Raw genomic sequence first — 13,526 nt, forward strand, 5'->3', positions numbered from 1 at the left:
TTGTTGAATTGAGGTCATTGAAATTAATGACAATGCCATGAGGGCTATCGCCATTGATGTTGTAGAACGTTTAAAATTCATCCTAATTCAACTTCAGATATCTTGTTATTTATGTATATTTAAAAATGGTTCTGGGTAATCTGAGTGGTTCGGATCACAAAATTCTTCCTGTTTACTTTCGGGTGTTAAATTTTAAGGAATAATACCAATCAGGAGTTTCATTGGAGGATTTTATTTTTAAATAACCTTTTCAAGAAAGATATCATTTTTTCATAAATTCCATATTTTAAAAATAATCTTCTCAATACAAAACTCCTAGTAAAATTGATTGATGCATATGCACCAGTGATAGCCAAATTTGCAATAACAGGATCCTCTTTAATCCAATTTACGGACAATGGTAAAACTATCAGTCCAACTATGAATATCATTGGATATCCTCCCATCAAATTTGCAAAAGCCTCCATCAAACTCTTTTTGTAGGAATCAATCTGTTCAGCCATATTTTACCACCCGAGTATGGATTCTTGAACAATTATCCTAGTAGTAAATTGATTTAATGCTGAATCAAATCAACTCATGTTTTTGAAGCATTTTGAATTAAGGTTATCCATTTGTTATTTCCATTGATCTTAATCCCTGCCCTATCAGCAGGAGTATCATTATCAATTCCCATGTGGGAACGAATGTAATTATGATAAATCTGCATGCCTGAAATTATTGGAGAATCATCTTTTTTCAATCCTCTCATCACCTTTTCTCTGTCTCTTAGTTCTCCGTTAAGGCGTTCCATCTTGTTGTTGTTCATATCTCCCTTGAAATGAACATGGCGAATATGGATTGATTTTTCCTCAACATATCTAGTCCACCATTCTTTTTTGTGGGCTTTTATGAAATTTCTAGCACTATCAGAGATCAAAACTTTGCGCTTCTTTCCTGCAACTTGACTTTTTTTGAATAGTGGTCTTACACCTTCTGTGTATTTTATATCTGCTATTTGTGAGACAATCCAAAATCTAGATGAATCATCTGGCATAACATGATATATTTTTTATCGCTTTTGATTTTGAGATATATTTCATCACAGTACCCATTTACATAATCTTAAAAATAGAAAAAAAGATGAAATTTAGTATCTTGGCATAATACTGAGTCTTGACTTTGCAGAAACTGCAATTATTGAGATAATTGCTACTGCTAGAATCATGGCTGCAATTGTACCAAATTCTGGAATTACAAACGTGCCGATTATTTCGATCTCTTCAGCTCCTGCTGGGAATTCTATTGTAATCGTTCTGTCTATCGATGTGGTTGTTTCGTCAAAGTCTGCAGCTTCTTCTCCATCAATTAAGATGAATATTTCAGCATCAATGCCGTTTTCTTCTGAATCGAACACTGTTCTTGGTATTGTTAATGTTAACACACCATCATCCATGGCGTCAATAGAAATGATTAGTGATTTTGCATCAAAATCAGGTGTGATGTTTAGTAATTTCCCACCTGTTATTGAATAACTTATCATATCTTTGGCCCCTTCGACTAGAACTGTTTTATCCGTTACATTAGATGTGCTGTCTTTTGGTGGAGTTGTTGTTGATCCGCCAAACTCAAACATTGTTGTAGCTGAACGATTTGCTGTTCCGTATGTGACTTCAACTGTATAAGTTCCAGCAGTTTTCATTGTTCCGCCAGCAGTAATTTCAGTACTGAATTTTTTATCAATTCCTACTGTTAGTTGAGCAAGAGCAACAATTGCATTGTCATTCTTAACTATCAAACTTACTGGAGTGCCAGAATACAGATCTTTCACTTCCCCTGTTACTAGAATTGTTTCACCTTCTAAATATGATGATTTGTCCGTAGTAACAACAATCGAGTTTTGTATTTGTCCAAATGCTGGTGTCATACCAATACTTACAATTAAAATTGCAGATAAGGTGAACACCGTTAGATGAGCTTTCATCAATTTTAGGCGAAAAATTATGCTATTTAAGGTTGCGATAAAATTTATTGACTAAAAAGAAAAAACACAATTCCCTGCCGAATTTCAGATTAGATATATATTAACCCGAGCGTGAGATTTTGACAGTTTGTGTATATTATTTTCCGTTACATTTAATGTTCTACGTGGAGGTTTTGTAGATGGCAACTAAAAAAAATCAAGTTCTAGTACCTGATCATATCTATGTACCAAAACATGAGATTATCTCAAAACAAGAAGCTGAAGAAGTTTTAAAAAAATACAACTGTAAACCTACAGAATTACCTTTAATCTTTGTAAACGATCCTGCAATTTTAGGACTAGGAATAAAACCTGGTGATATGATAAAGATTACTAGAAAAAGTCCAACTGCAGGTGAGAGTCTCTATTACAGATACGTGGTGGAAGTATAATGGCAGATCCTTCTACAAAACGTTGGCCAGTAATTCAAGATATTTTAAAACGTGAAGGTATTGCACGTCAACATCTAAACTCATTTGATGAATTCTTAGAAAGAGGATTACAAAGTATCATCAATGAGGTAGGACAAATTGATATTGAAAATGCTGAATACCCTTACAAAATTCAACTAGGAAAAGTTAAACTTCAACAACCAAGAATGATGGAGCTTGATGGTTCTATTACTCATATTACTCCAGCTGAGGCAAGGTTGAGAAATGTTTCATACTCTGCACCTGTAATGATGGAGGCAAGTGTTGTAGAGGATGGAAAAATTCTGGAATCAAGATTTGTTCATATTGGTGATGTACCAGTGATGGCAAAATCAAATGCATGTATCTTGCATAATTTCTCTACTCAAAAATTAATAGAACATGGTGAGGATCCAAATGATCCTGGTGGTTACTTTATCATTAATGGTTCTGAGAGAGTAATTGTAGGATTAGAAGATCTTTCATACAACAAAATTATTGTTGATAGAGAAACTGTTGGCGGTAACATTGTTTTCAAAGCTAAAGTATATTCTTCAATTGTTGGTTATCGTGCAAAATTAGAACTTGTAATGAAAAATGATGGTTTAATTGTAGCTAGAATTCCTGGTTCTCCAGTTGACATTCCAGTTGTCACATTGATGAGGGCACTTGGATTGGAATCAGATAGAGAGATTGCAGCAGTTGTTTCATTAGTTGATGACTTACAAGATGAATTAGAAGGCTCTTTTGAAAAAGCCGGTGATGTCCCAACATCAAAAGACGCCATTGTTTACATCAGTAAAAGAATCGCACCTGGAATGTTAGAAGAATTTCAAATCAAACGTGCTGAGACTTTACTTGATTGGGGTCTATTACCTCATTTGGGCAAACATCCTGAGAACAGAAAAGAGAAAGCACAATTCTTAGGTGAAGCAGCTTGTAAATTATTAGAATTAAAACTTGGTTGGATTACTCCTGATGATAAGGATCATTATGGAAACAAAGTAATCAAATTTGCAGGACAAATGTTGGCAGATCTATTTAGAACTGCATTCAGAAATTTGGTCCGAGACATGAAATATCAATTAGAAAGATCAGGCCAAAAACGAGGAATCAATGCAGTAGCTGCTGCAATTCGTCCGGGAATTATTACTGATAAACTAAACAATGCAATTGCAACAGGAAATTGGGGACGAGGACGTGTGGGTGTCACCCAATTACTTGATAGAACAAACTATCTCTCAACAATTAGCCATCTGAGAAGAATTCAATCCCCTCTTAGTAGAACCCAGCCAAACTTTGAGGCAAGAGACTTGCATGCTACTCACTTTGGAAGAATTTGTCCTAGTGAAACCCCAGAAGGCTCCAACTGTGGTTTGGTAAAAAACCTTGCATTATCTGGAATTATTTCAGTAAACGTACCATCTGAAGAAATTGTAGAAAAACTCTATGATCTTGGAACAGTACATTTCTTTGATGCAAAAGAAGATTTGAAGAAAGATGGAACCCGAGTATTTGTTGATGGTCGTCTAATTGGATATTTCAAAGATGGTCAAGAACTTGCTGAATCTCTAAGAGACCTTAGACGAAACTCTAAGATTCATCCTCACGTTGGAGTCTCATTTCATAAATCTGACATTGAAGGTTCAACAAGAAGACTTTATGTAAACTGCAATGCTGGACGTGTTTTGAGACCACTGATAATTATCAAAGATAACAAATCATTACTCACACAAGATCTTTTGGATAAAATATCCAAGAAATTACTTTCTTGGACTGATCTTTTGAGAATGGGTGTTTTAGAAATGATTGATGCTAATGAAGAAGAAAATTGTTATGTTACTTTGGATGAAAAAGATACAAAGAAACATACTCACCTTGAAGTATTCCCACCAGCAATCTTAGGTGCAGGAGCCTCCATCATTCCATATCCTGAACATAACCAGTCTCCAAGAAACACATACGAATCTGCAATGGCAAAACAAAGTTTAGGATTCTCAACACCAATGATGAATACAAGTACTTACGTTAGACAGCACTTTATGCTATATCCTCAAGTTCCAATTGTAAATACAAAAGCAATGAAACTTTTAGGATTAGAAGATAGACCAGCAGGTCAGAACTGTATAGTTGCAGTGTTGCCATTTGACGGATATAACATCGAAGATGCAATTGTACTCAGCAAAGCATCTGTTGACAGGGGTTTGGGAAGAACTTTCTTTTATAGAATTTATGATGCAGAAGCAAAACAATATCCTGGTGGAATGCGTGATACTTTTGAAATTCCTAATGCTGAAGATAACATTAGAGGTTACAAGGGAGAGCGAGCATATAGATTACTTGAAGAAGATGGTGTTGTTGCATCAGAAGCTCCAGTAAAAGGTGGAGATATTTTAATTGGAAAAACTAGTCCCCCAAGATTTATGGAAGAATACAGAGAGTTTGAATCCTCAGGTCCATACAGACGAGATACTTCTATTGGTGTAAGGCCATCTGAAACTGGTGTTGTTGACACTGTAGTTATGACTCAATCAAACGAAGGTGGGAAAATGTACAAGATTCGAGCAAGAGATATGAGAATCCCTGAAATTGGTGACAAGTTTGCATCAAGACATGGACAAAAAGGTGTACTTGGAATTTTAGCTAAAGCCGAAGATTTGCCATATACTGCAGAAGGTATGTCTCCAGATGTTTTAATTAATCCTCATGCATTCCCATCAAGAATGACTGTTGGAATGATGATGGAATCCATATGTGGTAAAGCTGCTGCATTTCGTGGAAAGCGATTTGATGGATCAGCATTTGTAGGAGAAAAAATGGATGAAGTCAAAGAAGTAATGGATGCACATGGTTTCAAATATTCTGGTAAGGAAGTAATGTATGACGGAAGAACTGGAAAACCATTTCCAGTTGATGTCTTTATTGGTGTTGTATACTATCAAAAACTCCATCACATGGTTGCAGATAAAATACATGCAAGGGCACGTGGACAAGTTCAGATGTTAACTAAACAACCAACTGAAGGTAGGGCAAGAGGTGGTGGATTAAGATTTGGTGAAATGGAGAGAGATTGCTTAATTGCTTATGGGGCTTCAATGATTTTAAAAGATAGATTGCTAGATGAATCTGACAAATCTGATATCTTTGTATGTGAAAGATGTGGATTAGTTGCTTATCATGATGTTAAACAAAGAAAATATGTCTGCCGAGTCTGTGGTGATAAAGCCAAAGTCTCATCAGTATCAGTAGCATATGCATTCAAACTACTCTTGCAAGAAATGCAGAGCCTTAACGTTGCACCACGTCTATTGATCAAGGAGAAAATCTAATGTCGCTTCAAGCAATCAAATCAATTGATGGAATTCGTTTTTCAGTATGGTCTCCAACTGAAGTTAGAAAATACTCTGTTGCAGAAATCACTGCTCCTGAAACATATGATGAAGATGGAATGCCAGTTCAAGGTGGTCTTATGGATGGACGACTTGGAACTCTTGAACCTGGACAAAAATGTCTAACATGTGGAAATACTGCAGCCAGATGTCCTGGACACTTTGGACACATTGAACTTGCAGAACCAATTTTGCATATTGCATTCATTGATAATATTTACAAACTATTGCAATCAACCTGTCGTTCATGTGCTAGACTCAAAGTCCCACAAGAAGATCTAGATGAATTCAAAAAAATCAAAGACAAACATGCTGCATACACTGTAATTTCTCAAAAACGTATTCCAGAGCAAATCATAGAGAAAGCAAAGAAAGCAAAAGAATGTCCTCACTGTGGAAAAACACAGTATGAACTAGTCTTTACAAAACCAACCATCTTCGTTGAGAAAACAGAGATTGGTGAACACAGATTACTTCCAATTACAATTCGAGAAAGATTTTCACAAATACTTGATGAGGACTTGGAACTATTGTCCTATGATCCAATAACTGCAAGACCTGAGTGGTTTATTCTTCAAGCATTACCTGTACCACCGGTAACTGTAAGACCTTCAATCATTCTTGAAACCGGAATTAGATCTGAGGATGACTTGACACACAAAATGGTAGATATCATCAGAGTTAACCAAAGACTAAAAGAAAGTAAGGAGGCTGGAACCCCGCCACTCATTGTACAAGATCTAGTTGATCTATTACAATACCACTCTACAACATATTTTGATAACGAAGTTTCTGGAATTCCACAAGCTCATCATCGTTCTGGACGTCCACTCAAAACATTAACTCAAAGACTAAAAGGAAAAGAAGGAAGATTCAGAGGATCACTCTCTGGAAAGAGGGTTGACTTTTCAAGTAGAACTGTAATTTCACCTGATCCTAACTTGGATTTGTCTGAAGTTGGAGTTCCTGAACAAGTAGCGATGAAACTAACAATCCCTGAAATTGTTACAGAATGGAATATTGAGCGAATGCGAAAACTCGTGATTAACGGACCTGAAAAATTCCCAGGTGTTAACTACATCGTTAGACCTGATGGTGTTAAGATTAGATTAGATTTTGTAGAAGACCGTTCTACTATTGCAGAAACACTTGAGATTGGTTACCTAATTGAAAGACACCTTGCAGACGGTGATATTGTCATGTTTAACAGACAACCTTCACTTCACCAAATGTCTATCATGGCTCACTATGTTAGAGTACTTCCTGGTAAAACTTTCAGATTACACCCTTCAGTATGTCCTCCATACAACGCAGACTTTGATGGTGATGAGATGAACCTCCACGTTCCTCAAAGTGAGGAAGCAAGAGCAGAAGCAATTCTCTTAATGAGAGTTCAAGATCAATTAATCTCTCCAAGATATGGTGGTCCGATCATTGGAGCACTCAGAGACTTTGTAACTGGTGCATATCTTCTAACAAAAGATGGAACAACTCTTTCTGTTCAAGAATTCTCAAACCTTGCAATGCTTGGTGGTTACAAAGATGCACTTCCAAAACCTGGTACTAAAACTAAAGACGGACCTGCATACACTGGAAAACAACTATTTTCCCTATTTCTTCCAAAAGACTTCAACTATGTCCTTACATCAAAATGGTCAAAGGGGACAAATGGTCCTGCAAAAGATGTTGTAATTAAAAAAGGTGAACTCATCAGCGGTGTAATTGATAAAACATCAATTGGTGCAGAAGAGCCAGAAAGTGTCTTACACAGAATTACAAAAGACTATGGAAACGCAGTTGGAAAGAATTTCTTAAATTCTATTCTAATCATGGTAAAACAATTCATCACAAGCTATGGATTCAGTTATGGATTTGGTGATCTTGAAGTACCAGAAAAAGAGAAACAACAGATTCTAGATGATATTCAAGAAACTTATGATATTGTATCTGATTTAACCCATCAATATGAAAAAGGAACTCTAAAACTCACAAGAGGAATGAGACCTGAAGAAGCACTTGAAGCTTACATAGTAAATGAATTGGGTAAAGCAAGAGACAAGGCAGGATCTACTGCAAATCACTCCCTTGATGATTCTAATGCTGGCAAAATTATGGCCACAACAGGTGCTAGAGGTTCATCATTAAACGTAGGTCAGATGGCCGGAGCATTAGGACAACAGTCAAGAAGAGGAAATAGAATGAATGATGGCTATCACAATCGTGCATTAACCCATTTCCAAGAACATGATAATAATCCAGATGCACATGGATTTGTAAAATCCAATTACAGAGAAGGTCTCTCTGCATTAGAATTCTTCTTCCACGCAATGGGTGGTCGTGAAGGACTCGTAGATACTGCCGTTAGAACACAACAAAGTGGTTACATGCAGCGAAGATTGATCAACGCATTAGAACACATTAGATTAGAATATGACGGAACAGTAAGGGACCCACACGGACACATTGTACAATTCCTTTATGGTGAAGATGGAATAGATGTGCAAAAAAGTGATCACGGTGAAGCATTTAACGCTAGCAGATTAGCTGAATCTCAAACCATGATTGATTCTGGTAAAAAGGCAACTAAAGATGAAATTGATACTCTCACCAAGAAATACACCAAGACATTTAATCCAAGATTAACTTCACTCGTATCTGATGCCTTGCATGAATCTAATCTAAGTAAAGATGGTGTGGAGGCAGTATGTAAGAAAGGACTTTTACTTTACAACAAAGCCCAAGTCGAACCCGGACAAGCAGTAGGAATTATCACTGCTCAATCAATTGGTGAACCTGGTACCCAGATGACTTTGAGAACATTCCACTTTGCAGGAATTAAAGAAAGAAACGTTACTTTGGGTCTTCCAAGATTAATTGAACTAGTTGATGCAAGAAAGAAACCAGTTACCCCAACTATGGATATCTATCTTGACAACGAATCAAAGAAATCCAGAGAAAAAGCAATCGAAGTTGCAAGAAATGTATTACAAACTAAAATCAGTGCATTAATTGCAACCAGTGAAACTGATTATTCTACTGAAATCAAATTAATCCTTAGTGAAAATAGACTCAAAGAAAGAGGATGTTCCATTGCTGAAGTTGAAGCATCTCTTGCATCAAACAAGAAATTCAAAATGGAGACAGTTGGTGAACTAATTACTCTCAAGCTTGTTGAAGAGTCTGATACAGCAACAGTAATTGCAATTAGAAATAAAGTCCTGAACACTACAGTAAAGGGAGTTCCAGACGTTGAACGTGTAACCCTGGTTCAAAAAGATGATGAATGGGTTATTCAGACAACAGGTTCCAATATTGCTAAAGTTCTTGAAGTAAAAGGTATTGACAAAACAAATGTCAGAACAAACAATGTATTTGAAATTGCAGGAACTCTGGGAATTGAGGCTGCAAGAAATGCATTGATTGATGAACTCAATCACACACTAGGGGACCAAGGATTAGAGGTAGATAATAGATACATTATGTTAGTATCTGATTTGATGTGCTCAAGAGGTTACATGCAACAAATCGGTAGACACGGAATTGCAGGTACCAAAGACAGTGTTCTTGCAAGAGCTGCATTCGAAATTACAGTTCCAACCATAGCACATGCTGCACTTGGAGGAGAAGTTGAACAACTCAAAGGTATAACTGAAAATGTAATTGTCGGTAGTAACATTCCAATTGGAAGTGGAACTGTTGACTTGTACATGCAAGTAAGCAAGAAGAAATAAACTGGTAAAAATTATGGCCGATGAAATTACAAATCTAATGAACAACAGCAAAGATAAGCTTGTCTTACTTCGATTAAGAAACACCCGAACTATTCAAGGGATTCTCAAAGACTTTGACATTCACATGAATTTGACACTAGAGGATGCTGAAGATGTAACTGAAGAAAAACATGAAAAGATTGGCAAGACTCTATTGCGTGGAGATAATATTTTACTAGTCTCTCTTCCTGAAGACGAATCATAGAATATTCCATCAAACATTAAATTCCATATTTGATAATTTATGATATGTATCTTTTTTTCATGATTATTTCATTGATTTTATTTCCTGTATTTGGTGAATCAATTCCTGATTATGATAAACCATACTCTCCAATATTTACAGACAAACCAATGTATTCTTGGACTGACAAAATAAAAATGACAATCATTGCTCCTAGTTGGAATACTGATAGAGACTTGATTGATTCAATTGGCAATACGCAAGACCATCCAATTAAAATTTCTACAAGAGAGCATTCACTTGAACCTTATAGGTTCACAGAAACTGATGTTAACTCTGGAGTTTTTACCGCTGAAGTAATACTTACAGGATTTGCACATGATGTAGACGGTGATGGTAAAATAGATACAACTCCGAGAACTATGGGTACTGGTCCTACTAGTGGATTTTTAGAAGTGGATAGGGATTCAGCAGTTACAATATCATTTGAATTTGCAGACGGTGTAATCTTAACTGAATCTGCATCTGTACGTTGGAATACAGGAACTATTCAATTCACACAAGAAGTTTTTCTCTTAGATGAAACTGTAACTGTGCGAATCATTGATTCAGATATGAATCTCAACCCTGAAGCATTAGATCATATTCCGATTCAAATATCTTCAGACTCTGACATTGCAGGATTTGAAGTTGATGGAATTGAGACATCAGAAAGCTCTGGGATGTTTGTTGCAACCTTTTCTTTATCTCAGAGTTCAACGACTAGTGGAAGTCGACTTTATTCCATTCCTGGTGATAACATCTCTGCAAAATATGATGATTATACTTTGCCAAAACCATATTCAATTTCTGATAATATGTCAATTGAAACTTTTGCACTAGTTGATTCCTCAATTCCCCCAATAGATAGAATTGATAACCTTCCAATCAAATTCTCTGATGCACTTGGGAATTCTTTGCAATCCTTTTCACCTGATAATCAATTGCAAATAGTTGGAACTATAGTTAATCCAAATGAATTTGATCAGAAATTTGTATATCTGTTTCAAGTAAAAAATGAAAATAATTTAGTAGAGTCTATCTCATGGGTTCAAGGTGAACTCTCTTCTGGACAAAGTCTTGATGTCTCACAATCTTGGATCCCAAAAAACTCTGGAAATTATAAAATAGAGACATTTGTTTGGAACTCTCTAGGTGATCCAACTGTATTGGCACCACTAATGTCGAGTTTAATTACAGTTGAATGAAAAGTATCATTCCTACGTGATAATTAAATACAAAATTACAAAATTTTTTGTGTGTTAGGATATTTACTTGGAATTACCTTAGTGTTAACCGTATTATCCCCTTTAGTTGTATCTGACGTCTTTGCAGAAACATTTCTGGTAAGTGCAGATAAGATATCCTACAATATTGGTGATTCTCTTACTGTTTCAGGTGAAATTCTTGATTTTGGAATGCCAATAATTGCAATGAGCATCTATGATCCTGATGGAAAAATTTTATCTGCAAACAATTTGGAAATTTCACCTGAAAAAACATTCACAAAGACAATTCAACTTGACTCTCCAATTTATGAAAAAACTGGGGAATACAAAATAAAACTAGATTATGGACAAATCTCTGAGAATCATTATTTTACAATCGGGAATAATTCTTCACCTGAAATCCCAATTCAATCAAATGAGGAACCAGAAATTTTTCTTCTTTACACTGACAAAAATCAATACGCCGATAATGATGTAATACACATCACAGGTCTTGTTTCTGCATTGGGATCTCCTACTTCATTGATTGGAGTTTATGATCCATTTGGAATGCCTGCAGGATTTTATTTTGGAACAGTAAATTCTGATTTGGAATTCTCAACTAATTTTCTTGTAAAAGATGGTGTTAATTTTAGAACAGAAGGAACTTACTCCATTAAAGCTCATTATGGTGAATCTGAAGCTATATCATTTTTTGATTATTATAAAGAACCTCAAATTGTAACTGAAGAAACAATTGAAGAAACAATTGAAGAAACAATTGAAGAAACAATTGAAGAAACAATTGAAGAAACAATTGAAGAAACAATTGAAGAAACAATTGATAAATCGAATCCGATTATAGAGTCTACAATTAAAGAAACTGGTCAAACTTCCGAATCAAAACCTAATACTACTGAAATCAAAAAAACTATTCAAGAAAAAACTATTCCCACAGAAATCAAAAAACAAACAAATCTAACTGTAGAGGATATTGAATTAGGACTAATTCTAAACCAAATTAATTTGGAATGTGACAAAAGTATGTTTACTGATACTATATCATACTATGATGGAATGGGACCTGCATTGTATAGATTATGTGATTTTGATGGTTCTTTAGAAATTTTTAATGAATCTCTATCTGATGATCCAAATGATGTAGAAATTCTCGTAAACAAAGGTTCTGCCTTGGGGAAATTGGGCTATTTCACTGAAGCTATCGTATACTATGATCATGCTATCAAAATTAATCCTGAATTTTTACCTGCTAAAAATAACAAAGCAAATGCACTTGCAAATTTGAAAGATTACGATAAAGCTATTTCCATTTATGAAGAAATTTTAAAGAAAAATCCTAATTATATTTCAGCTAGAAAAAATCTTGAAATTGCATCCTCCTTGAACATTCCAACTGTAACTTTAGCAGATGAGCCAGCACAATCAAATATCAAAAAAATAGATTACTCTGAATCGATTTTACCTAAAGAAACTAGTACTGAAAACAACGAAAAGGAAAAACCAATTTCCTTATTTGATGAAATTGGTTTAGTATTTTCAAATTTGGGTTCAGTGTTTAATTTCCTGAACTAATTTTTTCAAATACTGTGCCTGATTTTTCAATAAACCTATAAAGCCCTGTGATGACGATCGATCTAAGGAAACATACATGAGTAAACTACTTGAAAAATCATTAAAGGATGCCCGAAAAGAAGATCAATTAACTTTCGGTACAAAACAAGTTTTAAACTCTTTAAAAAATTCCAAGCTAATTGTATTATCTCAATCAGTAAGTAAAGAAATGGTTGAGAAAATTGAATCAGATGCAAAAAAAGAAAAAGTACCTCTAGTCAACTTTCAAGGGACTTCAGTCGCACTAGGAAGATTATGCGGCTTGCAATTTAGAATCTCAACAATTTCATTCACATCAATAACAGATGCAAACATAAAATCAATTTTAAAAGATACAAAAGCTGAGGAAAAAAATGAATAGTTACATTATAGTTAATGAAAGTTTAAATGAGACAATTCTGGTCGGAGATAAATAGGATTTCTAATGACACAGTCAATTAAACTCTCAACAGATCAAATGCGTATGATGTCGCTTTTCCAAAATGTAACTGGTGCAACTGCACGTGATTGTGTAGAAGATGAGAAACAAGATAGAGTAATTTTTGTAGTTAATACTGGTAAAATGGGATTAGCAATTGGCAAAGGCGGAGTTCATATCAAATCATTGCAAAATATTGTTAAAAGAAATGTAGAATTGGTAGAATATGACGAGGATCCAGTAAAATTCTTGTCTTCCTTGCTTAATTCAAAACTAATTTCTGAAGTAAAAATAAATACACGGGCAGATGGGACAAAACAGGCAATCGTTATGGTAGATCCAAGAAAGAAAGGAATCGTAGTTGGAAGAGAAGGCAGAAATGCTGAGAAAGCAAGATTGCTTGCAAAGCGATATTTTGATATTACCAGTGTTCTGATTAACAGTCCTGAACGTGCTACTATGGAGATGTGAGAT

General features: G+C 35.2%; 11 protein-coding genes. 8 read left to right on the forward strand and 3 right to left on the reverse strand.

The window, feature by feature from the left end; genetic code table 11:
- Positions 1-218 precede the first annotated feature (218 nt).
- The 3 genes from ACW9W3_RS07390 to ACW9W3_RS07400 all read right to left on the reverse strand — a co-directional run bounded on the left by ACW9W3_RS07390 (position 219) and on the right by ACW9W3_RS07400 (position 1,963).
- Positions 219-503 carry a DUF7220 family protein gene (locus tag ACW9W3_RS07390; RefSeq protein WP_457765511.1) on the reverse strand — a complete coding sequence of 95 codons (285 nt, stop codon included), beginning with the start codon at positions 501-503 and terminating at the stop codon, positions 219-221.
- A gap of 74 nt (positions 504-577) precedes the next feature.
- A complete protein-coding gene (locus ACW9W3_RS07395) occupies positions 578-1,036 on the reverse strand; it encodes a hypothetical protein (RefSeq protein ID WP_457765512.1) in 459 nt (152 codons plus the stop codon).
- A 93-nt stretch (positions 1,037-1,129) separates the two neighbouring features.
- Positions 1,130-1,963, reverse strand: coding sequence for a PEFG-CTERM sorting domain-containing protein (locus ACW9W3_RS07400; RefSeq protein ID WP_457765513.1), 834 nt, complete (start codon positions 1,961-1,963; stop codon positions 1,130-1,132).
- Between the two features lie 179 nt (positions 1,964-2,142).
- Here ACW9W3_RS07400 and ACW9W3_RS07405 point away from each other — a divergent pair, with 179 nt between their 5' ends.
- From ACW9W3_RS07405 to ACW9W3_RS07440, 8 genes are all read left to right on the forward strand, one after another.
- Positions 2,143-2,394: a DNA-directed RNA polymerase subunit H gene (locus ACW9W3_RS07405; RefSeq protein ID WP_048117695.1), complete on the forward strand. Its 252-nt coding sequence runs from the start codon at positions 2,143-2,145 to the stop codon at positions 2,392-2,394.
- Positions 2,394-5,741, forward strand: coding sequence for a DNA-directed RNA polymerase subunit B (locus ACW9W3_RS07410; RefSeq protein ID WP_457765514.1), 3,348 nt, complete (start codon positions 2,394-2,396; stop codon positions 5,739-5,741). The genes ACW9W3_RS07405 and ACW9W3_RS07410 overlap by 1 nt, the downstream gene beginning before the upstream one ends.
- Positions 5,741-9,532, forward strand: coding sequence for a DNA-directed RNA polymerase subunit A' (locus ACW9W3_RS07415; RefSeq protein WP_457765515.1), 3,792 nt, complete (start codon positions 5,741-5,743; stop codon positions 9,530-9,532). Before ACW9W3_RS07410 ends, ACW9W3_RS07415 begins: the two co-directional genes overlap by 1 nt.
- A gap of 13 nt (positions 9,533-9,545) precedes the next feature.
- Positions 9,546-9,776 carry an LSM domain-containing protein gene (locus ACW9W3_RS07420; protein ID WP_048117687.1) on the forward strand — a complete coding sequence of 77 codons (231 nt, stop codon included), beginning with the start codon at positions 9,546-9,548 and terminating at the stop codon, positions 9,774-9,776.
- A 44-nt stretch (positions 9,777-9,820) separates the two neighbouring features.
- Positions 9,821-11,002, forward strand: a complete 1,182-nt coding sequence (locus ACW9W3_RS07425) for a hypothetical protein (RefSeq protein WP_457765516.1) — start codon at positions 9,821-9,823, stop codon at positions 11,000-11,002.
- Between the two features lie 51 nt (positions 11,003-11,053).
- Positions 11,054-12,595, forward strand: a complete 1,542-nt coding sequence (locus ACW9W3_RS07430) for a tetratricopeptide repeat protein (RefSeq protein WP_457765517.1) — start codon at positions 11,054-11,056, stop codon at positions 12,593-12,595.
- Positions 12,596-12,671: 76 nt separating this feature from the next.
- Entirely contained in the window at positions 12,672-12,995 is a 324-nt protein-coding gene (locus ACW9W3_RS07435) for a ribosomal L7Ae/L30e/S12e/Gadd45 family protein (RefSeq protein ID WP_457765518.1), read from the forward strand.
- Between the two features lie 63 nt (positions 12,996-13,058).
- Complete coding sequence (locus ACW9W3_RS07440) at positions 13,059-13,523, forward strand: NusA-like transcription termination signal-binding factor (RefSeq protein WP_457765519.1); 465 nt, start codon at positions 13,059-13,061, stop codon at positions 13,521-13,523.
- Positions 13,524-13,526 lie beyond the last annotated feature (3 nt).

This window comes from Candidatus Nitrosopumilus sp. bin_68KS, assembly GCF_054095825.1.

Bases quoted from the DNA above. Each gene is read 5' to 3' on its own strand.
- ACW9W3_RS07390 (WP_457765511.1), bottom strand. From the start codon at position 503: ATGGCTGAACAGATTGATTCCTACAAAAAGAGTTTGATGGAGGCTTTT.
- ACW9W3_RS07395 (WP_457765512.1), bottom strand. From the start codon at position 1,036: ATGCCAGATGATTCATCTAGATTTTGGATTGTCTCACAAATAGCAGAT.
- ACW9W3_RS07400 (WP_457765513.1), bottom strand. From the start codon at position 1,963: ATGAAAGCTCATCTAACGGTGTTCACCTTATCTGCAATTTTAATTGTA.
- ACW9W3_RS07405 (WP_048117695.1), top strand. From the start codon at position 2,143: ATGGCAACTAAAAAAAATCAAGTTCTAGTACCTGATCATATCTATGTA.
- ACW9W3_RS07410 (WP_457765514.1), top strand. From the start codon at position 2,394: ATGGCAGATCCTTCTACAAAACGTTGGCCAGTAATTCAAGATATTTTA.
- ACW9W3_RS07415 (WP_457765515.1), top strand. From the start codon at position 5,741: ATGTCGCTTCAAGCAATCAAATCAATTGATGGAATTCGTTTTTCAGTA.
- ACW9W3_RS07420 (WP_048117687.1), top strand. From the start codon at position 9,546: ATGGCCGATGAAATTACAAATCTAATGAACAACAGCAAAGATAAGCTT.
- ACW9W3_RS07425 (WP_457765516.1), top strand. From the start codon at position 9,821: ATGTATCTTTTTTTCATGATTATTTCATTGATTTTATTTCCTGTATTT.
- ACW9W3_RS07435 (WP_457765518.1), top strand. From the start codon at position 12,672: ATGAGTAAACTACTTGAAAAATCATTAAAGGATGCCCGAAAAGAAGAT.
- ACW9W3_RS07440 (WP_457765519.1), top strand. From the start codon at position 13,059: ATGACACAGTCAATTAAACTCTCAACAGATCAAATGCGTATGATGTCG.